The sequence below is a fragment of the Paraburkholderia sp. genome (assembly GCF_049581445.1).
Lineage (GTDB): Bacteria > Pseudomonadota > Gammaproteobacteria > Burkholderiales > Burkholderiaceae > Paraburkholderia.
Map to the genome: position 1 here is coordinate 26991 of NZ_JBAURZ010000294.1, position 26011 is coordinate 53001.

The following is a 26011-nucleotide window of genomic DNA, read 5'->3' on the forward strand; positions in this document are numbered from 1 at the left end:
GCAAGCCAGCGCGGCGGTGTGCCATGACGGCGCCGTCGCGTTCCCAATGAATCCGAAGCCGGGCTATATGCGCACAACCTCTGGAAACCACGCGTGTATCGCCGGCATGTTTTATCAGGTCATCTCATGACTGAACTCCTCTATGGCGACGGCGCAATCCGCCGTCCGTCCGTTTACGGTTCATCAATCGAAAACACTTACGCGGGCGTGCTGTCGTTCATGCGACGCAAGTACACCCGCGAGCTCGACGGCGTGGACGTCGCCGTTTCGGGTGTGCCGCTGGATCTGGCCACCACGTTCCGCTCTGGCGCTCGCCTCGGCCCCGCCGCCGTGCGTGCAGCCAGTGTGCAGTTGTCCGAATTAAAACCTTATCCGTGGGGATTTAACCCCTTCGACGATCTGGCGGTTAGCGACTACGGCGACTGCTATTTCGACGCGCATAACCCGATGACGATCAAACCGGCGATCATCGAGCATGCCCGCACGATCCTGCGTTCAGACGCGAAGATGCTCACCTTGGGCGGTGACCACTATATTACGTATCCGCTGCTGATTGCACACGTTGAGAAATACGGTAGACCGCTTTCGCTGATCCATTTCGACGCCCACTGCGATACGTGGGCCGATGATAGTCCGGATAGCCTGAATCACGGTTCGATGTTCTATAAGGCGGTGAAAGACGGCCTGATCGATCCGAAGACTTCGGTGCAAGTGGGTATCCGCACGTGGAACGACGATTTCATGGGCATCAATATTCTCGATGCCGCATGGGTGCATGAGCATGGCGTGCGCGCAACGATCGAGCGGATCGTGTCGATTGTCGGTGAGCGACCGGCTTATTTGACCTTCGATATCGACTGCCTCGATCCTGCCTTCGCTCCGGGGACGGGCACACCTGTGGCGGGAGGTTTGTCGTCCGCGCAAGGGCTGGCGATTGTGCGCGGTCTGGCGGCGGTCAATCTGGTGGGGGCAGACGTGGTTGAAGTGGCACCCGCCTACGATCAGAGCGAAATCACGGCCATCGCCGCGGCGCATGTCGCGTGCGATGTATTGTGCCTGTGGCGGCAGCGCAAGGTCGCCGCCAGACGGTGATGTACCGTTAAGCGTGCTGGCTGCGGGGCAGAGTGTGGGCCGCGGATAGGAGAGTGAGCAGGGCTATCGCGGTTTGCGCTTATGCAACCGGCTTGCGGGCGTCCTTGCCCGGACTGAGAATGCTTGAAAGTTTATTTTTCAGTCTTGATAATCCGGACATGAACGCCGACCCCTTCTCCGACATCCTTCGGCTGACGAATGCGCAATCTGTGGTGACAGAGGGCTTTTCGGCGGGAGGCTCGTGGGCGATCCGCTTTCCGGCCCCAGACCAGATCAGATTTTTCGCTGTCGCGAATGGGCATGGCTGGGTGTGTCTCGAAGGGAAAGAGCCGGTGCGTGCAGACGCGTGCGACGCGTTTCTTTTGTCTGCCCGCAAATCGTTCGTACTTGCCAGTGATCTGGAGGCGGCGCCGATAGAAGCAATGAGCGTATTCACAAGCGCGCTCCGCGGGACCGTGACCCTCGGCGACGGCCACGACTTCATTCATATTGGCGGCCATGTTCTCCTTGACCCAGAGAATGCGAGCCTGCTAACTGATATGCTTCCTCCTCTGGTTCATGTGCGCGCGGCGTCACCGCGCGCATCGGTTCTGGTATGGCTCATTGAGCAAATGGTCCGCGAGGGCGACGCTGAGCTCCCCGGCAGCAGTCTCGCGTCGGAGCAACTGGCTCAGCTCATGTTCATCCAGATCCTGCGCGTGCATCTGGAAACGTCAAAGACGCTGTTGCCGGGATGGCTGCGTGCGGCTAGCGACAAACGGCTTGCGCCTGTACTGCGTGTGATGCACGGCGATCCCGGACGCGCCTGGCAACTTGAGGAACTGGCAAAAATCGCCGCAATGTCGCGGACCACCTTTGCGGCCTACTTTAAAACGGTGTCTGGCCTCGCTCCTTTGACATACCTGACAGAGTGGCGCATGCGTCTTGCGGCCCGCGCCCTTCGCGAGAACGACACTCCCGTCAACGTTATCGCGGGACAACTCGGGTATGCGTCCGAGAGCGCCTTTAGCAACGCTTTTAAACGTGTGACCGGCAATGCGCCGAAGCGATACCGAACCGCAGCGCGTGCTTCGCACGCGCGCGCGGAGTAATGCGAGCTGCCGTGTGCAGGGCTGCACTCAGGCTCGTTTGATGTATTCCACCTTCCAACAGACAATGACAACACGCCATTCGATTCGCCGTGCCCGTGCCACTGACCTCCCGACAATCTATGCCGGTGAGCTCGACTATATCCGCCAGATCGAGCCGCATCAGGAGGCGCGCTGGAAGGATGCAATGTACTCGCACATCAAGCAGTGGACCAACGATCTGGGGCGTATGTTTGTTGTCCAATGCGGTGACGAAGTCGGCGGCTATTGCTTTTGGGAAGTTCACAATAACGCGGCTGTGCTGGCTTCGATCTATGTCGTACCGGAGCGCCGCCGCGATGGACTGGGTAAGCAACTATTGGCCAGTTTTATGGACGACGCGCAGGCGGCGGGTTTCGGCACGCTGCAGCTCGGCGTCAAGCCAGATAACCCTGCACGGTATCTTTACGAACGAACCGGCTTCATTTACACCCATGATGAGGGCGGTTACCGCCACTACGCCTATGACGCGACAAAGGTCGCTTCGAACTGAGACGCTTTAAATGTGCGGACGCGCCCCAACGCCTGTTTGGGCGCGTTCGTCTTACAGGACCTCAAACACGCTGTAAACCGGTCCGTACGAAAAACGGTGCCCTGTACCCACCGCAATGACGCGGTTCAGCCATTCGTACTTGCCGGCGGGTGCCTCGAAAATCGGGTTGGTGCGAAAGTAATAGCTGGCGGGATCGACTTCTTCGCCTTTTTCCAGCCGCTGGATCACCTCAGCCGCACCATGACGAATGCCGCGATACGCCATCGTGAGGTTGACACCGTCGTCGGTTTGGAGGATCAGCCGCACATCCAGGGTGGTGCTGCCATCGCTGCGCACCGCTTGCCAGTCGCTGCCGCCGTCCAGCACCTTGCCGCTTAACCGCTCTCCGGCGAACGTGCCGGACGGCACGATACCGACACGCCGAAACGAGCCCGGCGTGTCGCCGACCATGACCATCGCTTTGACGTCGAGGCGCATTACAAATAGTGGGCGCGTCTGGATGCTTTGAAGCGGGGTTGGAAGTTCGTTGAAAGCGGGTGTGGACATCGTATTCACCTTTGCGCGGCTAGGAGAGTTGCAGCGGATGTTAAACCACGTGATGTTACGCGGCGGTTCGTCCACCGTTGACGCGGAGAACTTCGCCGGTCATGAAGCTCGACCGCGGGGATGCGACAAACTGGATGGCGTCAGCCATTTCTTCCACCGTTCCAGCTCGCTTGAGCGGCACGCCAGCGAGAAAAGCCGCCTTGCGCTCAGCATTCACCGTTAACCGGTTGAGCATTTCTGTTTCGACAGGGCCGGGCGCGACGGCGTTGACGCGCACGCCGAAGGCGGCCGCTTCCAGTGCTGCCGATTTCGTGAGCCCTTCCACGGCATGCTTGCTCGCTACGTAAAGCGATGCGCCGGCAGCGCCGCGTGCGCCCATGGTTGACGAGATGTTGACGATGCTGCCGCTGCCTTGTGCGGCCATCACGCGCAGTTCGTGTTTCATCGCAAGCAACGTGCCGAGGACGTTGGTATCGAACACGGCTGCGTAGCGTTCGGGGGTTTGATCCGTTACCGGGGCAGATTCGCCTTCGGTACCGGCGGAGTTGACGGCGATATCCAGCCGTCCAAAGCGCGCCACAGTGCCGTCGATCAGTTTGCGCACGTCGTCTTCAAAACGAACATCCGACTGCAGGAATTCCGCTTCCGCACCGAGCGCGCGGAGTTCTTCGGCGAGCTTCTGGCCTTCTTCCGCACGACGCCCGGAGACCACGACGCGAGCCTTGTCACGCGCGAACGCGATGGCGGTCGCGCGGCCGATGCCGGTCAGGGCGCCGGTGATAAGTACGACAGGTGATGTGTTCATAGTTTTTCTCCAGCGGGCAGTGTTTCGGCGGAGTCACTGCCCGCGTTGCGTTTCCTTTGAGTGATGCCGCTTCAGTGCCACACGGATTAGTCGGCCCGAACCTCAATTGAATCGACCCGGTCCGGGTAGAACGCGACGTGATCCTTGATTTGCGCGACTGCTGCATAAGGGTGCTCGTACGTCCAGACCGCGTTGACTGCGCGTTCGCCGCCCAATGGGATCGAGAAGTATCCAGAATCGCCCTTGTAAGGGCAGTAGGTTGCGTGATCGGTCCGCTCGAGCAGCGTCATATCCACGTCTTTTCTCGGGATGTACTGCACGGCAGGGTAGGCCGCTTCGCGCAACGTCAAGGCGTCGCGCGTGTCGGCGATGACCTTGCCGCCAAGCGTCACGACGACATGCGACGGATTAGGCTCGATCGTGATGGGATGATCGGGGCCCGGGATCTTGACAGTCTTGCCTGCGGTGTTAAGGGTGCCTGACATGAAAAACTCTCCTTGAGTGGATACGGCTGTTGCTGCTGCGGGCGGTCGTCGCGCTAGGCGGCCGCCTGCCGCCATGATCGGCCCTTTGAAGATTTGGCGCAGGAACGATGACGCGACCGGTGCCTCGCCCTGAGGCGTTAAAGCTTCGAGCCGCCGTCGACATGCAACGTGTCGCCGGTGATCCAGCGGGCGTTATCGGAAGCGAGAAACGCCACTGCCCCGGCGATGTCATCGGGCTCGGCGATGCGCTTCAAGGCCTGCATACCGAGCGTGATGTCACGGCCCGCATCGGTCTTGGTGAAGTTCGACATATCGGTTGCGACGACGCCTGGCGCCACCGCGTTCACGCGGATAGCGCGATCGCCGAGAGCCGACGCGAAGTGCTTGACGAGCGTGTCGACCGCGCCTTTGGTCGCCGCATACGCGGACAGTGTGCCGACCGCTGAGTGCGCCGCCAGCGATGACAGCAGAACTACGCTGCTGCCCTGGCCTAGCACGGGCAGCAATTGCTGCACGAGAAAGTAGGGGGCACGCACGTTGACGGCGAACAGGTCGTCGAAATCCTCCACGCTGGTGTCTTCGATGCTGGCTGCTTTCGAAATGCCTGCGTTCGCCACCAGGATGTCCAGACGCTCACCAACGATCTCACGCACATGGTGGGCAAGCTGGTGGGGGCCGTTCGCCGCGCGCAGATCGGCGCCGATCTTGTGTGCCTTGCCGCCGGCTGCACGGATCTCTGCGACCACGCCGTCCGCTTCTTTGGCGCCGCTGCTGTAATGAACGAGTACCTCGGCGCCGTCTTTGGCGAGCGCGAGGGCGCTGGCGCGGCCAATGCCGCGCGACGCGCCGGTAACGAGTGCGGTTTTGCCGGTAAGGTTAGTCATGGTCAATCTCCTGTGTGCCTGGAAGCCTGCCTGGTCTGCCGGATGCCGGCTTGTGTCCCGAGGACGTCCGCGCGGTTTGCCCGGGCCCTGTGACTCGAAGCTGCGGCGCTTGCGTCAGTGCATTTGCGTCGCTGCCATGGGAGGTAATCTAGTGGCGCGCGGTGCAAAGGAAAAAGACTTTGTGGGCTGGTGGCCATGCCTGCGAGGCATATCTGACGGCGCAGAGGGGCGCGTATTTTCGCTGTACGCCCCAATTGACGGGGGCGATACGGAACTTCAGAGGAATGAAGCCATAGTATGAGACGCATGGCGTTCTCCGGTTGCCTGCATGGCGCGGCGCGCGAGACGAGGCTGCGAAGCTTGGGCGCTGCGTGATGCGAGCCAGGTTGGACCCGCTGCGGCTACATGGCTTCAGAGGCGGTGAATGGACGGTAGCGAGTGACGGTGCCACTGCCCTTGGGTGAACCAGTTGCGAACTGAAGAAAGCTGCGAGAGGCAATGCTTCTTGATTGATACGAAAGCTGGACGAAGTGCGGGCCGCACGGTGCAAGGACCACGCAGCCCCCTCGGCTACTCCAGATCTTCGAGTACAGCGGCGAGGACCATCTGCGCGCAATTGGCCGGGCGCATAGCGGTACGTCCAGCGGGACTGTAGACCGCATCGCCGCGCACGATAGCCTCGCCGGTGAGCGCACACACGCCGTGCGAGCGCGCGATCCGGCGAATCCACAGTTGCTCGCAGTAATTGGCTGCCGTTGCATCGCGCCACGTGATGGACACTGATTTCGCGGTGAAGCGCTCGACAAACGTGACCCTGGTGCTCTTGGGACGTACTAACGGCGTCCGGGTGCGTTCAACCGCGCTGCCGCGAAGTGCTGCGCTAGCGCCCTCGCGACGTGCTTGCCGCATCGGCTGACTGACCTTATCCATACCGTGTGACGATCTGTCTGCACCGTCACCTTTGAGGCACGAAATCACGGCGGACCACGGGTCAGCGGCGGCCTTTAGCGTCGGCGCGATGTCCAGTTCGGTTATTGTTGCGTTCACGTCTAATCCTTTGTTCAGCTGCGGCCCAGCGGACGCGGCGACTCATGACGAGTCACCCCGTCACGTCGCGCGGACCTCAGCTCCCATCGTGAAGGCGTGCGACACAGCAGATAGCGAACTGCACAGCGCCGTGGGCGACACCCATGGCAGGATCATATCGACCCCGCTGCGCCAGATAAACGCATGCATTGTGAAAACTTCATTTGGAATTCGCCAACAATCGACCCCTGTTGGCGACTTTGGCCAGCTGTCGTATGGCGGCGCCGCGGCTCACACCGTAACGACAATCTTGCCGAACTGGCCGTTCTGCTCCAGATAACGGTGCGCGTCCACCATTTCATCAAACGTGAACTCGCGGTCGATGACCGGCTTGAGTGCGCCGCTTTCCAGCCCTGTGAGGACATACTCCACCGCAGCCTTGCGGCGTGTTTCGTCGCCGCTGGTGACCCAGATGTTGTGCGCCTTCACGCTGGTCATCTTGGCGATCATGTCGAGGACCGGCAAAGCCGTGGTTTCCGGGCTGAGCGCGCCATAGATATACGCGGTGCCGTTGAAGGACAGCGCTGAGAGCAGCTTGGTCAGCGTCGGGCCGCCAACCGGATCGAATGCAATGCGCGCGCCTTTGCCATCGGTGATGCGCATCACTTCCTTGACCAGGTCGGTCTCTTCAGTGGCAATGACATGTTTGGCGCCTGCGTCCAGCAATTGTTGGCGCTTGCCCGAGGTGCGTGTGAGCGCAATCGGTGTGGCCCCCGCGTAATTGGCAATCTGGATGGCCGCGAGACCTACGCTGCTCGACGCCGCTGGAATGATGACGTAATCACCTTCGCCGATCTTTGCATCTTCGATCAGCGCACCATAGGCCGTGACAAACATCATCCACACCGATGCTGCCTCAGCATACGAAAGCGACTTGGGATGCTTCACCACCGCATGTTCCGGCGCGATGATCACTTCGCCATACGTGCCATAGTCGTTCATCGAGAACGATGGGATGAGGTTTACCTCATCGCCTACGCCGAAGCCCGTTACCTCGGAGCCAATCGCATCGACGATGCCCGCTGCCTCGTACCCCAGACCCGCTGGGAATTTGACGGGTTCGATATAGTCGTTGAGCCGCCACATCGATTCGGCCCGGTTGATGCCGATGGCCTTGACCTTGATGCGAACTTCGTGAGGAGCCGGCGCGCGGACCTGGGTCTCGACAAATTCGAGGACTTCCGGGCCGCCTGCCTGTGCAAACTTGATTGTGCGTGACATATGAACCTCTAGAACAGAGTGAAGGGAGAGAGAGCGCTGCATCTGGCGGTTGCTTCAAGCCTCTGCAGTCTCCTCGTACGTCGGAAAATCGGAGTAGTGCTGTTCGCTGCCGCCCCAGAACGCTGCGCGGACATACGGCGTGAGCGGAAGATCGTACTGCAGACGGTACGGCAGATCGGGATTCGACGAGAAGTGCCGGCCGAACGCCACGAGGTCCGCATCGCCCGAAGCAACTACCGCTTCTGCGCTGACGCCGTCAAACCCGCCGGCGGCGATGATCGGCCCAGAAAAGAAGGGACGCAAATACTTTACTGCAACTGGCGGATGGTCTGCATGGAGCGTGTCATCGCCTTTGATGCGCGGTTCGATCACATGCAGGTAGGCGATCTTGTACTCGTCGAGCACCTTCGCAACGTAGCTAAACGTGGCTTCCGGGTTGCTATCGGAGATACCGCCCCATTCGCCTGACGGTGAGATGCGTACGCCTACACGGTCGGCGCCCCATACCGAGATCAGCGCTTCGACGGCTTCGCGCAGAAAGCGCACACGATTTTCGATCGGGCCACCGTAAGCGTCGGTGCGCTGGTTGGTGCCGTCCTGAATGAACTGGTCGACGAGGTAGCCATTGGCGCCGTGCAGTTCGACGCCGTCAAAACCGGCGTCGAGTGCGCGCTGTGCGGCTACGCGGAACTCTTCGATGATGCCGGGGATCTCTCCGATGCCGAGCGCACGGTGCCGGGATGCGGGCACGAAACCGTCCTTGGTCAGCGCGACGCCATCGAAGGGGACAACCGACGGCGCAACCGGATCGACACCGCCGGTCATTTCAACGTGGCTCTGACGGCCGCCGTGAATCAGTTGCATGAATACACGGCCACCCTTGGCATGGACCGCGTTGGCGATCGCCTTCCAGCCTTCCATCTGGCCATCGTGATAGAAACTGGCCGCGCCGAGATAGGAGCGCGCAACGACCGAAACGCTAACGCCTTCCACGATTTCGAGGCCGCCTTTCGAAGCACGCTGGCCATAGAAATGGGCCATCATCGGGCTGGGGATATCGCCGGGCTGAATGGTGCGCAGACGGGTCATCGGAGCAAGCACGACGCGATGAGAGAGGGTATACGCGCCGACCTTCTTCGGAGTGAACAGGTGAGCCATGATCTTTCCTGATTCGTTCAGTACTGGAGTGCCGTGTGTCATTTCAATGATCCTTTTGATGATGATTTCTGCTTCTTCACAGAAGATTGGTAATACTGATTAAAGTCGCGAGCCACCGTCGACGTAAAAAGTCTCGCCGGTGATCCAGCGTGCTGAGTCCGAAGCGAGAAAAGCTATGCTTGCGGCAATATCATCCGGCTCTGCAATGCGCTTGAATGCCTGCATGCTGAGTGCAGCCTCGCGGCCGGTTTGCGTGGCAGCCAGTGCCGATAAGCCAGTCGAAACCACGCCGGGCGCAATCGCGTTGACCCGAGCGCCACGCGCACCGAGGGTGAGCGCGAAATGCTTGACCATCGCTTCGATAGCGCCCTTGGTCGCTGCGTAGGCGGACAGTTGCCCCACCGAGGCATGTGCCGCCAGCGATGAAACCAGCACGACGCTGCTGCCTTTGCACATCACCGGCATCAACTGCTGCACGAGGAAGTAGGGCGCACGCACGTTTATCGCAAACAGGTCGTCGAAATCTGCGACGCTGGTGTCTTCGATGCTGACGTCCATGGCAATGTTGGCGCTTGCAACCAGTACATCCAGACGGGCGCCGATGATGATGCGAACACGCCGCGCCAAGTGATGCGGGCCGTCCGCCGCGCGTAGATCGGCGGCGAGCTTCTGCGCGTGGCCACCTTCCGCCTGAATCATGCGCACTACTTCGTTGGCGGCCATGTCGTCGTGGCCGTAGTGAATCAGCACCTGAGCACCAGCTTGCGCGAGTGCCAACGCACTGGCGCGACCTATGCCTTGCGAGGCACCTGTGACGAGCGCGGTTTTTCCGGTAAGAGGATTCATGATTAGCTTCCGCTCGCGTTCAGATTGCCGTCTTGCCTGCGCCGACCGTGACGATCTGGTCGAGCGTGCCCATGTTTGCGCCAGTGATCAAAACGACGGTTGTGTCCATTTTCGGGTCCTCTGTGATATAGATGACAGGCATGGAGCGCCGCGTCGTCTAAGCCGTCTTGTGGAGTCGGCTGCTGTCCGCGTCGTTGCCTGATGGGTAATCTAGTGGGGGCTTGCGGAAAGCAAAAAGACTTTGTAGGCTTGCGGGCATGCTTTTCAGGCATGTCCAATACCAAAGGACCCATGGAACTTCGCCATTTGCGGTACTTCATCGCGGTTGCCGAGACCGGCAGCCTGACGGTTGCGGCTGAACGGCGTTTGTTCACGTCGCAGCCGTCGCTGAGCCGCCAGATTCGCGATCTGGAAGACGAGGTGGGGGCGGAACTGTTCAGCCGAAGCGCGCGCGGCGTTGAACTGACGGCAGCGGGCAAGGCCTTTCTCGACCATGCACGGCTTGCGCTTTCGCAGGTGGACGCCGCTACCGAGGCCGCGCGGCGGGCCGCGCAACCGAGCAAACAGGTCTTTGCCCTCGGTTTTCTGACCGGCCAGGAGATGACCTGGCTGCCGCGCGCCATGCAGGTGTTGCGCGAGGAACTGCCGAAGATCGACGTCACCGTGTCCAGTCACTATTCGCCGGACCTCGCTGATGCACTTGCACGCGGCAAACTCGACCTCGCGTTTTTGCGGGCCGAACCGGGCTACGATCTCAACTATCGGGTGGTCAGCAAGGAGAAACTCGTCGTGCTGATGCCAAGCGATCATCCGCTTACGGAGCGGACCACGATCCGTCCAGAAGACTTCGCCGGCGAGCCGTTCATCATGGCGACCAACAAGGCCACGGTGCTGCACCAGGTGGTCAAGCAATATCTGCAGGAGAACGCAATCGAAGTCACGCCGGAACACGGCGTCGACAATCTCGCGATGGCGATGTCGCTGGTGGCGTCCACGCGCGGTCTCGCGTTGCTGCCGGAGTATGCGAACAATCTGCTGCCCTGGTCGGTGGTGAGCCGCCCGCTCGAGGGCGAGGCACCGACTATCGATCTGGTGGTGGGCTACAGCAAATCGAATACGTCGCCGATACTGAAGCTGTTTCTATCGCGCGCAGATGAGTTGGTGGATTAGCGCGGCGGGTGCGGCATTCGCGCATACACCTCGGCAACTAAAGCCGTTCTATCAGAGCCGTCGCAGCCGCGGGGTTACGTTCCTTGAAGCCGCTGATCACGTAGAGATAAACATCCCGCGCGCTTTTGGCGGGCGCGCGAACCTGTACCGATTGCAGATCCTCGGGTACGGTGCCCGCAGCCAGCAGACGAGCGCGTTCCGACCAGGCATCCAGTGCGGCTTTCGAATAGCCCTTCGCATGCGCATCCGTCGTCCCCATGATCCGCGCATACACAAAAGGTGCGGTCAGATTTGCAATCTGCGGATACTCGCTGTCCCCTGCGAGCACGATGGCAACGTCATATTTACGCGCAAGCGAGACAAAGGCCTCACTGCGAAAACTCTCGTGACGGACTTCGACTGCGTGTCTTAACGCGTGGTCATTTAGACGCTTGGGTAGCAGCGCCAGAAACGCCTCGAAATCTTCTGCGTCGAATTGCTTGGTGGTAGCAAATTGCCAGTTGATCGGCCCGAGCTTCTGTTTCAGATGCGTGAGGCCGCTCGCGAAGAATCGCTCGATGCTATCCCCAGCTTCAGCGAGCACGCGTCGGTTCGTAGCGTAACGCGGGGCCTTCAGCGAGAAGACGAAATCGTCGGGCGTTTCGTCGTGCCACTTCATATAGCTTTCCGGCTTTTGCAAGCCGTAGAACGTGCCGTTGATCTCGATGGAGGTCAATTGACGGCTGGCGTATTCGAGTTCGCGCTTTTGCGTCAGGTCGTCGGGATAAAAAACCCCGCGCCAGGGCGCAAATGTCCAGCCGCCTATGCCGATCCTGATACGCGATTGTTTGCGCGTTGCCATATAAAAAACTCCTCGTTGTGCGTATCGGTGTCCGGCGTACTTCGGGCTGAGCTGTTTCTCCGGTTACGTCAGCATGTTCGGTGCCACATCTGTTGAGCGCGAAGTTGTTGCCTTGGACCGCGCCGACTAGGGCATAGGTTAGCGCACGCTGGCTGACGCTGTTGGCTGGCTGCAAACGCGAACGCTCCAGCGCCGATCTCACGCCGTGGGCGGTCTCTCCGTGTATCTCAAATATAGATAGTCGTTATCCACGATATCGCGTTGCGCGATACGTCATGGAGTCGGCACACTGAGGCCATAAATCAATCGACGCATTCAGGAGACATTCATGCGTACTCAAGTTGGCATCATCGGCGCCGGGCCCGCGGGCCTGCTTCTTTCCCATTTGCTTCATCTTCGCGGTATCGAGTCTGTGGTGCTCGAAGCGCGTGAGCGCGAGCAGATCGAATCCACCATCCGCGCCGGCGTGCTCGAACAGGGTACGATGGATCTGCTGAACGAAGCCGGCGTCGGCGCGCGCATGAAGGCCGAAGGCGCGCTGCATCACGGCTTTGAGTTGGCCTACGAAGGCAAGCGCCGGCGTATCGATCTCACGGGACTGACGGGCCATTCCATCACTGTGTATGCGCAACACGAGGTACTCAAGGATCTGGTGGCGGCGCGCGTCGAAGCGGGTGGGCAACTGCTGTTTGGCGTCTCCGGTACGTCGATTCACGGCATCGAAACCGCTACACCTTCGATTCGCTTCAGGCACGAAGGCGCCGCGTGCGAACTGCAATGTGACTTCGTGATCGGCTGCGATGGCTCGCAGGGTGTATCCCGTGGATCGATTCCCGCAGCGCTGCGCAAAGATTACGAACGCGTCTACCCGTTCGGCTGGTTCGGCATTCTGTGTGAGGGGCGGGCATCGTCGGATGAACTGATTTACGCGCGGCATGAGCGCGGCTTTGCGCTCGTTAGCACCCGTTCTCCGAATGTGCAGCGGATGTATTTTCAGTGCGATCCAAAGGATTCAGTGGGGAACTGGTCCGATGATCGGATCTGGGCGGAACTGCACGCTCGCGTGGATTGCGCCGATGGTCAGAAGGTGGTGGACGGAAAGATCTTCCAGAAGAATATTGTGAGCATGCGCAGCTTTGTATCGACCACCATGCAACATGGGCGGCTCTTCCTGGCCGGTGACGCCGCTCACATCGTCCCGCCGACGGGCGCCAAGGGCCTGAATCTGGCCGTGGCCGATGTACGCGTGCTGACCGGCGCCTTGCGGGCGTTCTATGAAGAAGGCCGCAGCGATCTGCTCGATGGATATAGCGCGACCGCACTCAAGCGTATTTGGCGCGCAGAGCATTTCTCTTACTGGATGACGCGGATGATGCACCGGCTCGACGACGCATCGCCTTTTGAGCAGCAGCTTCAGGTGGCGGAACTCGAGCATGTCACCACTTCACGCGCCGCTGCGACTGCGATGGCAGAAAACTATGTGGGTGTCGCGGCGGTTTAGAGTCTATTTGAAGCGCATAGGTGTGGGCGGATTGGCGTGCTTGAAGAGGTTGCTCGCGCCATTGCGTTCCTCGCGTCAGAACCGGCGAGCTACCACACCGGCATCATCTTGGATGGCGGCGCCCATGTTTCAGCTTTCACAAAGCTTTCCGCGCCCCTTCCGCCTGTTCTAACCGCCGGTTCGCTTCTGCCACGTCATACCGGAACTGCACCAACGCGGCTAACGCGGCATCGGGCGGTTGCAGCGCCGCCCATAACACCTCGATCAACTGCTCTGCGGTGGCCTCGATATCCGTACGCCGTTTTGCCAGGGTGGCGTCCCACAGCACGTGTTCCATGGGGCCAAACACCATCGAACGCAGCAGCCGCAGCGGCATATCCGTACGAATCTGGCCGCTTTCCTGGCCCCGTGCCAGCACACGCATGAGCGGGGCCGTATAGCGCCGCTGCAACTCCGTCAATGCCTCACTCAACTCATGATGCCGCGCACGGCCTTCCGAGAGCACGAGCGCACAAAGATCGGTGCCGTTCACCAGCATCAGCCGCAAATGCATCCGCACGATAAACGCAAACTGCTGCCGCACGCTGCCGTCGCGGGGCAAACCCGTTTCGATCGCCTCGATGATTTCGTCGTACCAGTCGCCGATCACTCGCGCGCACAACTCGCGCTTGCCGCGGAAATAGCTGAAAACGGTGGCCTCGGAAATGCCCAGACGCTGGGCGATTTCAGCGGTGGTGGCCCGCTCGTAGCCCTTTTCGGAGAACACGTCGCGCCCGGCCTGAAGGATCTCCTTCACGCGCTGCTGCGATTTGCGTCCCGTAGGCTCGCGCCGCGAGGCTGGCAGTTCGGCCCTGGTTGCGGCCTTCGGTGCGGCCATCATATGAGTCCGGTTCAGATTTGATTGTGCGGAAAGCGTAGTTTTGCCGAGTTTATCACGCACTGGTAGCGCATTCAGGTGCTTCAGCCATATCTGAGTATCACTCAAAAATACCTATTGACGTATACGTAAATCTAGCGTGAAATTCGCCTTGTACGACCGTCGCATCAAGCGATTGGTCGCAAGCGGCCCGCGCCGCGCTCAGACATAACGGCGGCCGCAGCGCCAGCGGCGCCCATCGCCTACGAATTCCTGGAGACACTGCAATGAGTAATCTGCCCGGTTTGCAATTCCCGCTCGGTGAAGAGATCGAAATGTTGCGCGACAGCCTCGCGGGTTTTGCTGCAAAGGAAATCGCACCGCGCGCCGCTGAGATCGACCGCACCGATCAGTTCCCGATGGACCTGTGGAAGAAATTCGGCGACCTGGGTGTGCTGGGCATGACGGTGTCGGAGGAATACGGTGGCGCCAATATGGGCTACACGGCGCACATGATCGCGATGGAAGAGATATCGCGGGCCTCGGCTTCGGTCGGCCTTTCATACGGCGCGCATTCGAATCTGTGTGTGAACCAGATTCACCGCAATGGCACCGCTGCGCAAAAGCAGAAGTACTTGCCGAAGCTCGTGTCGGGCGAGCATGTTGGCGCACTCGCGATGAGCGAGCCGAATGCCGGGTCGGACGTGGTCAGCATGAAGCTGCGCGCCGACAAGAAGGGTGACCACTATGTGCTGAACGGCACCAAGATGTGGATCACCAACGGGCCGGATTGCGACACGCTGGTGGTCTATGCCAAGACTGATCCCGAAGCCGGTCCGCGCGGCATCACGGCATTTATCGTCGAAAAGGGCATGAAGGGCTTTTCGGTGGCGCAGAAACTCGACAAGCTCGGCATGCGTGGTTCGCATACGGGCGAACTGGTGTTCGAAAACGTCGAAGTGCCGGAAGAAAACATCCTCGGCCAGTTGAACGGCGGCACCAAGGTGCTGATGAGCGGGCTGGACTACGAGCGCGCAGTGCTCGCGGGCGGCCCGACCGGCATCATGGTGGCGGTGATGGACTCGGTGGTGCCGTATATCCATGACCGCAAGCAGTTCGGCCAATCAATTGGCGAATTCCAGCTGATTCAAGGCAAGGTCGCTGATCTCTACACCACGTTGCAAGCGTGCCGCGCATACCTGTATGCCGTGGGGCGTCAACTGGATACGCTGGGCTCGGAACACGTGCGGCAGATGCGCAAGGATTGCGCGGGCGTGATTCTCTATACCGCCGAAAAAGCGACGTGGATGGCCGGCGAGGCGATCCAGATTCTTGGTGGCAACGGTTATATCAATGAGTATCCGGTGGGCCGGTTGTGGCGCGACGCGAAGCTGTATGAAATCGGCGCGGGGACCAGCGAAATTCGTCGCATGCTGATTGGGCGTGAACTGTTTTCGGAAACGGCCTGAATTACGGCGTGAATTACAGCCTAAGCAACGCCGAATAACAGCGCCCACGAGGAGAACCGCGCAATGCCGATCATCGAAACAAAGCTGAACCCGCGCTCGGACGATTTCCGCGCTAACGCGGCGGCGCTTGAGGCGCTGGTCGCCGATCTGCGGGCCAAGGTCGAAAAGCTGGCCCTGGGCGGCGGCGAGGCCGCGCGCGACAAGCACGTCAGCCGCGGCAAGCTGCTGCCGCGCGACCGTATCGCGCAGTTGCTTGATCCAGGCACGCCGTTTCTGGAACTGTCGCAACTGGCGGCATTCGGCATGTACAACAACGACGCCCCCGGCGCCGGCGTGATCACGGGCATTGGACGCATTGCCGGACAAGAATGCGTGATCGTCTGCAACGACGCCACCGTCAAGGGCGGCACGTACTACCCGGTCACCGTTAAAAAACACGTGCGCGCGCAGGAAATTGCGGCGGAGAACCGTTTGCCGTGTGTGTACCTGGTGGACTCCGGCGGCGCCAACCTGCCGAATCAGGACGACGTGTTCCCCGATCGCGATCACTTCGGGCGCATCTTCTACAACCAGGCCAACCTGTCCGCTGCCGGCATCCCGCAGATCGCCGTGGTGATGGGTTCATGTACGGCGGGCGGTGCCTATGTGCCGGCCATGAGTGACGAGTCGATCATCGTCAAGAACCAGGGCACGATCTTTCTGGGCGGTCCGCCGCTGGTAAAAGCCGCGACCGGCGAGCTGGTGAGCGCGGAAGACCTCGGCGGCGGCGACGTGCATACGCGGCTGTCGGGCGTGGTCGATCATCTCGCGCAGAACGATGCCCATGCGTTGGGGATTGCGCGCAGCATCGTCGGTAATCTGAATCGCAGCAAGCAGGTGCCGGTGGCGTTGCAGGAGCCGAAACCTCCACGTCACGACCTGAAGAGCATTTACGGCGTGATTCCCGTGGATACACGCAAGCCGTTCGACATTCGTGAAGTGATCGCGCGGATCGTCGACGATTCCGCTTTCGACGAATTCAAGGCCCGTTACGGTACGACGCTCGTGACCGGCTTTGCGCACATCTGGGGCCACCCGGTCGGCATCATCGCCAATAACGGCATTCTCTTTTCCGAATCGGCGCTCAAGGGTACGCACTTTATCGAACTGTGCTGCCAGCGCAAGATTCCGCTGGTGTTTTTGCAGAACATCACGGGCTTCATGGTGGGCCGCAAGTACGAGAACGAAGGCATTGCACGCAATGGCGCGAAGATGGTGACTGCAGTCGCCACGGCGAAAGTGCCGAAGTTCACCGTGATCATTGGCGGTTCGTTCGGCGCGGGCAACTACGGCATGTGCGGCCGGGCATATTCGCCGCGCTTCCTCTGGATGTGGCCCAACGCGCGCATTTCGGTGATGGGCGGCGAGCAGGCGGCATCAGTGCTGGCCACCGTGAAGCGCGATGGCATCGAAGGCAAGGGTGGCACCTGGAGCGCGGAACAGGAAGAGGCGTTCAAGCAGCCGATCCGCGATCAATACGAGCATCAGGGACACCCGTACTATGCCAGCGCGCGACTGTGGGATGACGGCGTGATCGACCCGGCGCAGACCCGTGACGTGCTGGGTCTGGGGTTATCGGCCTCAATGAATGCACCGATCGAAGACACGCGTTTCGGCGTGTTCAGAATGTGACGCCTGGGTGTGACGCATTGACGAAGGAGTCAGTCGAGATGCAATACGAAACTTTGAGCGTCACGTTTGCGGGGCAGGTGGTGACAGTCACACTAAACCGCCCGGACGTACGCAACGCTTTCAACGAAACGATGATTGCGGAAATCACTGCCGCGTTTCAGGCGCTCGACCAGCGCGACGACGTGCGTGCGGTGGTGCTGGCCGCGCACGGCAAGGCCTTCTGCGCGGGCGCGGATCTGAACTGGATGAAGAAGATGGCGGGTTACTCCGATGAGGAGAACCACGCTGATGCCCTGCGCCTGGCCGCAATGCTCTCGGCGATTTACCGCTGCAACAAGCCGGTGATCGCGCGCGTCAATGGCGACGCGTACGCGGGCGGAATGGGGCTGATCTGCGCGTGTGACATTGTGGTGGCGGTGGATACCGCGCGCTTCTGTCTGTCCGAAGCGCGTCTGGGTCTGATTCCCGCGACGATCGCCCCGTATGTGATCCTCGCGCTCGGCGAACAGGCTTCGCGCCGTTACTTCACCACGGCTGAACTGTTTGATTGCGCCACTGCGCTGCGTCTGGGCCTCGTAAGCGAGTCGGTCAGTGAAGACCGGCTTGATGCGACCGTGCAGCAACTTACCGATACGCTATGCGCCAATGGCCCGCATGCGGTGCGCGCGTGCAAACAGCTCGTGCAGGATATCGCGGGCCACGAACTGGACGCGGCGCTGATCGAAGAGACGGCCGCACGCATTGCACGTGTACGCGCCAGCGCGGAAGGCCGCGAAGGGGTTGCGTCGTTCCTTGAAAAACGCGCGCCGGCTTGGCGCAATTAACGTTGCCAGTGAACGCGGCATCCGGCAGAACAACAGTCCTAAACGTAATACTCTGGACACCTCACCGAGACACCTCATGTTCAACAAGATCCTGATCGCGAACCGCGGCGAAATTGCCTGCCGTGTGGCCGCGACCTGCAAGCGTCTCGGCATTGCGAGCGTGGCGGTGTACTCCGATGCGGACGCCAACGCGAAGCACGTCGCCGCGTGCGATGAAGCAGTGCATATTGGCGGGTCAACCGCGGCTGAGAGCTATCTGCGCTACGAGCGCATCATCGCAGCGGCGCTTGCTACAGGCGCGCAGGCGGTGCATCCGGGCTACGGCTTCCTGTCGGAAAACGAGGACTTCGCGCAAGCGTGCGAAGCGGCAGGCATTGTGTTTATCGGACCACCGGTTGCAGCCATCGCAGCCATGGGCTCGAAAGCGGCCGCCAAGGCGTTGATGCATGCAGCAGCAGTGCCGCTCGTGCCCGGCTATCACGGCGACGACCAGGATCCGCTGCTGCTGCAACACGAAGCGGATTCGATGGGCTACCCGGTACTCTTGAAGGCGAGCGCAGGTGGTGGCGGCAAAGGCATGCGGGTGGTCGAGCGCAGCGAAGATTTTGCGGCGGCGCTGGCGTCATGCAAGCGCGAAGCGGCCAGCAGTTTTGGCAACGACCGTGTGCTGATCGAAAAGTATCTGACGCGGCCGCGTCACGTCGAAGTACAGGTGTTTGCGGATCAACAGGGCGGTACCGTGTATCTGTTCGATCGCGATTGCTCGGTGCAGCGCCGCCATCAGAAAGTGCTGGAAGAGGCGCCTGCGCCGGGGCTTTCCGCGGAATTGCGACGGGCGATGGGTGAGGCGGCGGTGGCGGCTGCACGCGCCGTGAATTATGTGGGCGCGGGGACGGTTGAGTTCATTATGACCGGCTCCAGCCAGTTCTATTTCATGGAGATGAATACGCGTTTGCAAGTCGAGCATCCGGTCACCGAAATGGTGACCGGGCTCGATCTGGTCGAGTGGCAGTTGCGCGTGGCGTTCGGCGAGCCTTTGCCGTTGACACAGGACCAGTTGAAGCTCGACGGTCATGCGATTGAAGCGCGTATTTATGCGGAGCATCCGGCCCGTGGATTTCTGCCATCGACGGGTACGCTCAAGCATTTGCGTATGCCTGAGGGTGTCGAGTTCAGCATCGGTGCGGGCAGCACCCGCGCTGCGGTGCGCATCGATAGTGGCGTGCGCGAAGGCGACACGATCACGCCGTTCTACGATCCGATGATCGCGAAGCTGATCGTCCACGGCGCTACGCGTGCCGAAGCGTTGGCACGTATGAGCCGCGCGCTGCGCGCCTGCGAGGTGGTCGGTCCGCATACAAATGTGGAATTCCTGCAACGCATCGTGACGAGCGAGCCGTTCTCGACGGGCGATCTGGATACGGGGCTGATCGAACGGCATCACGATGCGCTATTTGCGCCCGGAAACAAGCCGTTCCGCGAGGCGCTGGCGCTCGCTTGCGCGGCGTTGCTGACACGTGAGGGCGGCACCGCGCATGGCGCCTCGCCGTGGGACGCGCTGTCGCACTGGCGCCTCAACGGTGGCTACAAGCAAACGCTCGCATGGCGCGACGTAGAGAACGATACTGCGTTCGTCGCCACGTTTGGGCGCGACGGCACGGTGCCGACGCTTGACTACAAGGGTGAGCGCGCCAGCTTCACCTGGTGGAGCGGCACGGGAGCGCACGAGTTTGGCGCGACGCTGGGCGATGTGCACGTCACGGGCCGCGTGTTCGTCGACGGTGATGTGTTTCACGTGTTTTGTCTCGGCAAGGCGCAGGCCTTCGAATGGCAAAACTTGCTGGCCCATGCCGCGGACGCCGAACATGGCGAAGGGCGTTTAACCGCGCCGATGCCGGGCAAGGTGATCGCCGTGCTGGTGGAAGCAGGTACGGTAGTCGAGAAGGGCACGCCGCTAATCGTGATGGAGGCGATGAAGATGGAGCACACGATCGGAGCGCCGGCGGCGGGTACCGTGTCGGAAGTGCTCTATGCCGTGGGCGATCAGGTGGCGGATGGGGCGCAACTACTGGTGCTGGATGTAGGCTGAGGCAACGCAACGCGTTGCTTCGCTTCCTGGCTCGCTGGCGGATCAGGCGAGGTGCGCATAGCCAAGCGCTTCCGCCTCGCTTTCCAGTTGTTCGATGCGCGCGTAGTCGTTCAATGACAGCGCCGAAAATCCCTTGATGCGTAGCCGCGCAGCACGTTCGGGCTGCGTGCTTATCGCTTCGTGCAGTGCGGCGCGCAGTATTTCAATCGTTGGTTGCGGGACATCGCGCGCGGCGATCAACGGCAACCCCGGCGAGGCGGCGGTCCAACCGATCTGGCGCACTTGCTGCGCCAGTTCCGGCAACGCATCGCATACGAACGCATACGTTACACAGTCGATCGCCGCCACGTCCGCTTCGTTGCTCGCCACGGAGCGCAACGAGCCGAGATGTGAGCCAGTGCGGATGGTTTCGCTGAAGAATCGTCCACCCTGGGCAAGCGGCGCGACGGCGTGCCGAAACACGTTCATGCCGCTATTCGAATCGTCCTGATTGTAGGCCGCGCGGGTGCCCCGGCATGCGGCGAGCGTGGCAAGGGACGAACCCGCGCGGGTGACCAGCACGCTCGAATAACCCGCACCGTTGCAGCCCGGCGCATCGAAGTGCGGCGTGGCGATCAATTGAGCCTGGCGGTGTAGGCCTTTCACCAGCGGATAACCACAGGTCTGCGAGATCAGCAGGTCGGGACGTCGCCAGAATGCGTGAAGGTCGTCGCCAGGGTCGACGATACGGGCTTGTGGGTCGACCGCGCGCAAGACATCGCCAAGCCACGCGCGCCAGTCGGCGGCGAGGGCGGGAGTGACGTTGTACATTGGCAGGGCGGCGACTCGGATCATGCTCACGATTCTGGCATATCAGGCGCTGACGCGTGTCGAACGCTCGCTGGCCGTCATCAGAGTCGGCGCATGACGACCCATTGCCGGTCCGCGGGCCACACCGAAACGGGCAAGGTGCGCCACCGCAACGAAGACGCGATTCTGATCCGCGAAGACCTCGGATTGTGGGTGGTTGCCGATGGCATGGGCGGCCATGCGGCGGGCGACCTGGCAAGCGCGCTGATTGTCGAGCGGCTGGGCGAACTGAAGCGAGAAGGCAGTGTCTACGAATTCGTCGCGGCGGTCGAGGACAGCCTGCAGCAGGTCAACGCCGAGTTGCGCGCCGTCGCTGTCGAGCGCCAGGTCGACGTGATCGGTTCGACCGTCGCGCTGCTGGTGCACGACCAGCAGTTCGTGCTGTGCGGCTGGGTCGGCGACAGCCGCGTCTACGTGCAGGAGAAGGGCGGGTTCATGCAGCTTACCCGCGATCACGTGCACGGCCAGCCTAGCGACGTGACGCATTTCGGACGACGCGCGCCGCCAGGCGTGGAACAACCTGGACGCTTTTCTCGCCGCCTGCCGCGAACACACGCTGGCGCTCGTGGCCCTGTTCGTTCGCTCAAGGCCCGTTGCGCGGGACTGATCTCCACGCGACGCACCTTTAGCGGGTTATCGCATCGGACCGGCGATTTCAGCGCCGCCATGCTCGATTTGGCGGCGGATTACGTCGCCAGTCTGCGCGTCGAATCGGGCAAGCCATTATCCGAACCGGGCGACGTCGAACTGACCCGCGTGCAGGCCTGGTTCGCGGCCTGTTCGATCGGTACTGGGACAGCGTCCCGCGGCCGGCAGTGATTCCAAATACCTTCGAGATACTGGTGGCACAGCGCAAGTAGCGCGTGTCAAGAATTGGAGGGACGGAGGAAAGAACCCCCGGAGGCGCGGACGTTCCTTGATGGCTTCGTTTTACAGGTCGCCCTGCAACGATATGTCGGCGCCCCGAATCACGTGCAGGAATGTTGTCGTATCGCCGATGGCAGCGGTGGCCTGTTCCGCAAGCGTCCACATGCACGGAGATTTTTCCTCGTCCGCCATCATCGTGTCCAGAACGACCGAGTGAACGAACCCGCTAGCCGCCGCGGCCCGAAAAACGGCATCAAGAATCCGTCGGGCCGCAGCGCGAGCAGCAAGCGGCGCCAGGTGAGCCCGGTATGCAAGAAAGCCCGACATCAGCAAGAATTCCGCCGGGCTAATGTGGCGACCGCCGCCGACCGGCACACCTTGCATATCGCTTCGACCCTCATTCATATTCGCCACCCGCTGAGGTGCAACCGCGCTGCAAAGCGCGGAATCGCGCCGTTGCCCGTTGGCCGTCCCACCGTGCGGTGCACGGCGGTCGAGTTGTTGCGTACCGCACTAAGCCTGGTTTTCATCTCGCGCGTGATGTTGCACACGGCCAGAGGTCGCGGTTCTGCAAATCGGCGACGAGGCTCAAAACTTCGACAGGCTCCAGAATACAGATTACGAGTTGGTTTTGGGGGTATAAGTTGTTCAGCGCCTCGCCATCAGCGATCTATCCTTTCGGTGCGTATTCGATCTACGCGGCAATTGCGTCTAGTGTGATCACGTCCGTCCTTTAACAATTAACTAGGTGAAAACCCGGTTTGCGATGCAAAATTCCCTAGTCCTAGTATTCTTGATCGTCTTTTCGTTTGCCGAAGTATCCGGCGAACGGCTCTTTTAGAGGGCATGTATCAGATCGCGAGCGTTCCCGGTGCGCGGCAGGTCCCTGCGGGTGACTCGTCTCGCGGAAACACACTATCTTCCTTGAGAGCATCTATGAAAACGTTGTTTCTGCAGGCGCCTTCGTTTGACGGTTTCGATGGCGGGGCGGGCTCACGTTACCAAACGAAGCGCGAGATTCGATCATTCTGGTATCCGACGTGGCTCGCCCAGCCCGCTGCGCTGGTCGAGGGTAGTCGCCTCCTGGATGCTCCAGCCGATGGCCTGTCCCTGGAAGCGTCCCTTGATATCGCTCAGCAGTACGACCTGGTCATCATTCATACGAGCTCCCCGTCGTTCCCGAGCGATACCCGATTCGCAGAGCATTTGAAGCGACGTAGATCAACGATACTCGTCGGGATGGTTGGCGCAAAAGTCGCTGTCGACCCTCACGGCTCGCTGACCGCAAGCGAGGCAATCGACTTCGTATGCCGCGAGGAATTCGATTTCACCTGTCGCGAGATAGCGCAAGGGCTTCCGTTCGAGTCGATTCTCGGGCTCAGCTATCGTCTGCCCGATGGCGGCGTCATGCACAACGAAGCCCGACCCATCCTTGAAGACATGGACGAGCTGCCATTTGTCTCGCCCATTTATAAGCGGGATCTCAAGAGCGAGAACTACTTCAGTGGCTACCTCAAGCATCCGTATGTGTCGATCTACACGGGGCGCGGGTGCAAATCAAGGTGCACCTTTTGCCTGTGGCCGCAAACCGTCGGGGGCCATCGCTACCGCACCCGTTCGGTCGAAAACGTTCTCGAAGAAGTGAAATGGATCAGGGACAACATGCCCGAGGTCAAGGAGATCATGTTTGACGACGATACGTTTACCGACTTCAAACCAAGAGCCGAAGAGATCGCTCGCGGTCTTGGAAAGTTAGGTGTGACGTGGTCCTGTAACGCGAAAGCGAATGTCGCTTATTCAACACTTAAGGTGATGAAGGATAACGGCTTGCGTCTTTTACTCGTCGGCTACGAATCCGGCGACGATCAGATTCTCGTGAACGTCAAAAAAGGCGTGCGAACCGATTTCGCACGCCAGTTCAGCGCTGATTGCCATAAGCTCGGCATTAAGGTTCACGGCACATTCATTGTTGGGCTTCCCGGCGAAACGCGTGAAACGATTAAGCAGACGATCGAATACGCGAAAGAGATCAATCCGCACACAATCCAGGTGTCGCTTGCTGCGCCTTATCCCGGCACGACTCTTCACAAACAAGCGCTTGAGAATGGATGGCTGAAAGAAAGCAAGGTCATCACCCTCGTCAGCTCCACAGGCGCACAGGCTTCAGCTTTAGACTATCCACACCTGTCGCGCGAAGAGATCTATCAAAGCGTGGAGGAGTTCTACAAGCGCTTTTACTTTAGACCGACGAAAATCTGGGAAATCGTCCGCGAGATGCTGGTCAGTTGGGAAATGATGAAGCGGCGCCTGCAAGAAGGGGTGGAGTTCTTCAGATTTCTCCGGGCGCGCGAGGGATGAAGCCCGATGTGACCGCGTTACACTCGACTCGACCATACTCGGCCTGTCGAGGAATAGCGCGCTTGCACATCATTCCGTTCACGGTGACTGCCTGTGTCAAAAGCTGATTTTTGTCGTCGTTGAGACGCGAATGTCGGGGAAGCATCGTGGAATTACGTTTAGCGGTACCTGAAATCGTGCGCCGATTGTGATCGTGCGTCCGTTTCAGGCCACGGGGTAGGCGAGGTAGTTGACACGCAGATTCGGGGTTTCTTCCCAGGTATTCGCGTTGCCTGTAAGCAGCATGAACAGAACGACTGCGCTCAACCAGGCGTATGACGTTCTCATTTGACCCCTCCGAATATCGCAGATGGTCTCGATCGATGCTCCGTCCAATCAAATCAAAGGCTCTTCGAGCTGTCGAAGCGACGTTCATGCCGGGGACGCCTTGGAGTTGTTCGGTGAAGCGCACGCCGCATGCCAGGGTCGACAGCCAGGCACAAAACGTGTGCTTGTGATGGGCAATCGTCTGTTGCTGGAGTTGCCTTTGATGAGCTTTGGGATGGATGCCGGCCCCGACGAGCTTAGCGGCATTGCCTCGCAATTCTCGTGCGTCATGAAGCGATAGGGCGCGGAAGCGCCCGAGAGTGTACGTGCAAGCCTTGTCGTCCAATCGGAAGTCGAACTTCCCCGTCTTCGTACCCGCGATCGATACGTATAGATACATCGAATCGCGGTCGGTGAGGTTATAGGGCTTCGCTTTTGGTTTCGCGTTTAACAGGAGCGGACAGGTGAGCTTCATGGCGAACTCCATCTCGGACAACTACCATGCGTTTCACCTGCAATTTACCTGCAAAACCGATGGAAGCTGGCGGCTTTTCGCGGAAGCGATCGGAGCTAACGCCAGCCACCGGATGCGCAACCGCAGTGAGTCCATACCGCCTGAACCATTCGCTGTAACCCTTGACTAGAAAGCCTCCTGAGCGTTCGACAGGCTTTGCGTTGGGTGTCGTCGAGGTAGATCGCCATCAGTTGCGCAAGTGGTGCTGGATAAAGGGGAAAGCTTTGGCGCCATACAGGCGCGTTGTGGCCAAGACTACGGAAAGCCACGCCGCGAGCGAACCAATTTGTTTCGCAAAGCATTGGCGAAAAGACGCATAGCGCGTAACGGCGGGGATTTTGGCGCGTTGCCATCGTGGCGTACTTACCGGTTAATATCAGAGGTCGAACACTCATCAGGCAAATGCTCTGACTTATGCGCAAGACCTCGGCCACGCAGGAACGGCGAGACGTCCCCCGTATCGGCGAGGGGAAACGCGGCGAAGAAGGATATATCGGCTATCTGCTGCGTCAGGCAGGCGCGGCGCACCGGTTGCGCATGGAGCGCGCACTCGCTGACGTCAACGTGACGCCCCCACAATTCATGGTGCTGACGATGCTGGTCGCGTATCCTGGGCTATCCAATGCGGACGTCGCGCGGCTCGCGATGCTGACGCCGCAGACGGTCAGCGTGATCGTCGCGAACTTACTGCGCACGGGCGCCATTGCGCGCCGCCCGCATGCGGTGCACGGCCGCATTCAACATATCGATGTCACCGATCAGGGCAAAGCGTTGCTCAAGCAATGCCGCGCTCGCGTCAAGGCAATCGAGCAGCAGATGCTGACCGGCTTCGATGCGGAGGAAGAAAGCGTGATCCGGCGCTGGCTGGTGAGCCTGGCCGTGGAGGGTGCACCGGGCGAGCCGGAATGACCGCGTTGCTGGCGCGGCGTGGAGTGGCGCGGCGTGCGCCACGC

At 60.5% G+C, this 26011-nt stretch carries 26 protein-coding genes; 13 read left to right on the plus strand and 13 right to left on the minus strand.

Annotation, left to right across the window (positions count from 1 at the left end; translation table 11 throughout):
- The first annotated feature begins 126 nt into the window (after window positions 1-126).
- From speB to WCA85_RS24415, 3 genes are all read left to right on the plus strand, one after another.
- Entirely contained in the window at window positions 127-1092 is a 966-nt protein-coding gene (speB, locus tag WCA85_RS24405) for an agmatinase (protein ID WP_424067422.1), read from the plus strand.
- A gap of 158 nt (window positions 1093-1250) precedes the next feature.
- Entirely contained in the window at window positions 1251-2183 is a 933-nt protein-coding gene (locus WCA85_RS24410; RefSeq protein ID WP_424067423.1) for an AraC family transcriptional regulator, read from the plus strand.
- A 40-nt stretch (window positions 2184-2223) separates the two neighbouring features.
- Entirely contained in the window at window positions 2224-2712 is a 489-nt protein-coding gene (locus tag WCA85_RS24415) for an N-acetyltransferase family protein (RefSeq protein WP_424067457.1), read from the plus strand.
- A gap of 51 nt (window positions 2713-2763) precedes the next feature.
- Here WCA85_RS24415 and WCA85_RS24420 read toward each other — a convergent pair whose 3' ends face one another.
- The 8 genes from WCA85_RS24420 to WCA85_RS24455 all read right to left on the minus strand — a co-directional run bounded on the left by WCA85_RS24420 (window position 2764) and on the right by WCA85_RS24455 (window position 9743).
- Window positions 2764-3258 carry a DUF3237 domain-containing protein gene (locus tag WCA85_RS24420; protein ID WP_424067424.1) on the minus strand — a complete coding sequence of 165 codons (495 nt, stop codon included), beginning with the start codon at window positions 3256-3258 and terminating at the stop codon, window positions 2764-2766.
- Between the two features lie 55 nt (window positions 3259-3313).
- Entirely contained in the window at window positions 3314-4063 is a 750-nt protein-coding gene (locus tag WCA85_RS24425) for an SDR family NAD(P)-dependent oxidoreductase (RefSeq protein WP_424067425.1), read from the minus strand.
- 86 nt (window positions 4064-4149) lie between these two features.
- Window positions 4150-4548 carry a DUF427 domain-containing protein gene (locus WCA85_RS24430; protein ID WP_424067426.1) on the minus strand — a complete coding sequence of 133 codons (399 nt, stop codon included), beginning with the start codon at window positions 4546-4548 and terminating at the stop codon, window positions 4150-4152.
- Between the two features lie 137 nt (window positions 4549-4685).
- A complete protein-coding gene (locus WCA85_RS24435; protein WP_424067427.1) occupies window positions 4686-5432 on the minus strand; it encodes an SDR family NAD(P)-dependent oxidoreductase in 747 nt (248 codons plus the stop codon).
- A 570-nt stretch (window positions 5433-6002) separates the two neighbouring features.
- A complete protein-coding gene (locus WCA85_RS24440; protein WP_424067428.1) occupies window positions 6003-6479 on the minus strand; it encodes a DUF3331 domain-containing protein in 477 nt (158 codons plus the stop codon).
- A 270-nt stretch (window positions 6480-6749) separates the two neighbouring features.
- Window positions 6750-7739 (minus strand): zinc-dependent alcohol dehydrogenase family protein, encoded by a 990-nt coding sequence (locus WCA85_RS24445; RefSeq protein ID WP_424067429.1) that lies wholly within the window; start codon window positions 7737-7739, stop codon window positions 6750-6752.
- A gap of 54 nt (window positions 7740-7793) precedes the next feature.
- Window positions 7794-8897, minus strand: coding sequence for an alkene reductase (locus WCA85_RS24450; RefSeq protein WP_424067430.1), 1104 nt, complete (start codon window positions 8895-8897; stop codon window positions 7794-7796).
- A gap of 99 nt (window positions 8898-8996) precedes the next feature.
- The gene (locus WCA85_RS24455) at window positions 8997-9743 is read right to left on the minus strand and encodes an SDR family NAD(P)-dependent oxidoreductase (RefSeq protein ID WP_424067431.1); all 747 of its coding nucleotides are present in this window, start codon (window positions 9741-9743) and stop codon (window positions 8997-8999) included.
- A 291-nt stretch (window positions 9744-10034) separates the two neighbouring features.
- Here WCA85_RS24455 and WCA85_RS24460 point away from each other — a divergent pair, with 291 nt between their 5' ends.
- Complete coding sequence (locus WCA85_RS24460; protein WP_424067432.1) at window positions 10035-10913, plus strand: LysR family transcriptional regulator; 879 nt, start codon at window positions 10035-10037, stop codon at window positions 10911-10913.
- Between the two features lie 37 nt (window positions 10914-10950).
- On the opposite strand, the gene WCA85_RS24465 is transcribed toward WCA85_RS24460, so the two are convergent.
- Window positions 10951-11754, minus strand: coding sequence for a DUF72 domain-containing protein (locus WCA85_RS24465; RefSeq protein ID WP_424067433.1), 804 nt, complete (start codon window positions 11752-11754; stop codon window positions 10951-10953).
- Between the two features lie 328 nt (window positions 11755-12082).
- On the opposite strand from WCA85_RS24465, the gene WCA85_RS24470 reads away from it, so the two are divergent.
- Complete coding sequence (locus WCA85_RS24470; RefSeq protein ID WP_424067434.1) at window positions 12083-13255, plus strand: 4-hydroxybenzoate 3-monooxygenase; 1173 nt, start codon at window positions 12083-12085, stop codon at window positions 13253-13255.
- A 136-nt stretch (window positions 13256-13391) separates the two neighbouring features.
- Here the strand turns inward: WCA85_RS24470 and WCA85_RS24475 are convergent, their stop codons facing one another.
- On the minus strand, window positions 13392-14132 hold the full coding sequence (locus WCA85_RS24475; protein WP_424067435.1) for a TetR/AcrR family transcriptional regulator: 741 nt from the start codon (window positions 14130-14132) through the stop codon (window positions 13392-13394).
- A gap of 266 nt (window positions 14133-14398) precedes the next feature.
- On the opposite strand from WCA85_RS24475, the gene WCA85_RS24480 reads away from it, so the two are divergent.
- From WCA85_RS24480 to WCA85_RS24495, 4 genes are all read left to right on the plus strand, one after another.
- A complete protein-coding gene (locus WCA85_RS24480) occupies window positions 14399-15580 on the plus strand; it encodes an isovaleryl-CoA dehydrogenase (protein ID WP_424067436.1) in 1182 nt (393 codons plus the stop codon).
- Between the two features lie 63 nt (window positions 15581-15643).
- Window positions 15644-17251 carry a carboxyl transferase domain-containing protein gene (locus WCA85_RS24485; protein WP_424067437.1) on the plus strand — a complete coding sequence of 536 codons (1608 nt, stop codon included), beginning with the start codon at window positions 15644-15646 and terminating at the stop codon, window positions 17249-17251.
- A gap of 38 nt (window positions 17252-17289) precedes the next feature.
- Entirely contained in the window at window positions 17290-18075 is a 786-nt protein-coding gene (locus WCA85_RS24490; RefSeq protein WP_424067438.1) for an enoyl-CoA hydratase/isomerase family protein, read from the plus strand.
- A 76-nt stretch (window positions 18076-18151) separates the two neighbouring features.
- On the plus strand, window positions 18152-20164 hold the full coding sequence (locus WCA85_RS24495; RefSeq protein WP_424067439.1) for an acetyl/propionyl/methylcrotonyl-CoA carboxylase subunit alpha: 2013 nt from the start codon (window positions 18152-18154) through the stop codon (window positions 20162-20164).
- Window positions 20165-20206: 42 nt separating this feature from the next.
- Here WCA85_RS24495 and WCA85_RS24500 read toward each other — a convergent pair whose 3' ends face one another.
- The gene (locus WCA85_RS24500) at window positions 20207-20998 is read right to left on the minus strand and encodes a phosphate/phosphite/phosphonate ABC transporter substrate-binding protein (protein WP_424067440.1); all 792 of its coding nucleotides are present in this window, start codon (window positions 20996-20998) and stop codon (window positions 20207-20209) included.
- 69 nt (window positions 20999-21067) lie between these two features.
- On the opposite strand from WCA85_RS24500, the gene WCA85_RS24505 reads away from it, so the two are divergent.
- Entirely contained in the window at window positions 21068-21832 is a 765-nt protein-coding gene (locus WCA85_RS24505; RefSeq protein ID WP_424067441.1) for a PP2C family protein-serine/threonine phosphatase, read from the plus strand.
- A 111-nt stretch (window positions 21833-21943) separates the two neighbouring features.
- On the opposite strand, the gene WCA85_RS24510 is transcribed toward WCA85_RS24505, so the two are convergent.
- Window positions 21944-22285 (minus strand): hypothetical protein, encoded by a 342-nt coding sequence (locus WCA85_RS24510; RefSeq protein WP_424067442.1) that lies wholly within the window; start codon window positions 22283-22285, stop codon window positions 21944-21946.
- 531 nt (window positions 22286-22816) lie between these two features.
- On the opposite strand from WCA85_RS24510, the gene hpnJ reads away from it, so the two are divergent.
- On the plus strand, window positions 22817-24238 hold the full coding sequence (hpnJ, locus tag WCA85_RS24515; RefSeq protein WP_424067443.1) for a hopanoid biosynthesis associated radical SAM protein HpnJ: 1422 nt from the start codon (window positions 22817-22819) through the stop codon (window positions 24236-24238).
- Here hpnJ and WCA85_RS24520 read toward each other — a convergent pair.
- Window positions 24210-25019: an Arm DNA-binding domain-containing protein gene (locus WCA85_RS24520; protein ID WP_424067444.1), complete on the minus strand. Its 810-nt coding sequence runs from the start codon at window positions 25017-25019 to the stop codon at window positions 24210-24212. The two genes, hpnJ and WCA85_RS24520, sit on opposite strands and share 29 nt — an antisense overlap.
- Here WCA85_RS24520 and WCA85_RS24525 point away from each other — a divergent pair.
- Both WCA85_RS24525 and WCA85_RS24530 read left to right on the plus strand, forming a co-directional pair.
- Window positions 25018-25188 (plus strand): hypothetical protein, encoded by a 171-nt coding sequence (locus WCA85_RS24525; protein WP_424067445.1) that lies wholly within the window; start codon window positions 25018-25020, stop codon window positions 25186-25188. The genes WCA85_RS24520 and WCA85_RS24525 overlap by 2 nt on opposite strands.
- 284 nt (window positions 25189-25472) lie before the next feature.
- On the plus strand, window positions 25473-25967 hold the full coding sequence (locus WCA85_RS24530; RefSeq protein ID WP_424067446.1) for a MarR family winged helix-turn-helix transcriptional regulator: 495 nt from the start codon (window positions 25473-25475) through the stop codon (window positions 25965-25967).
- Window positions 25968-26011 lie beyond the last annotated feature (44 nt).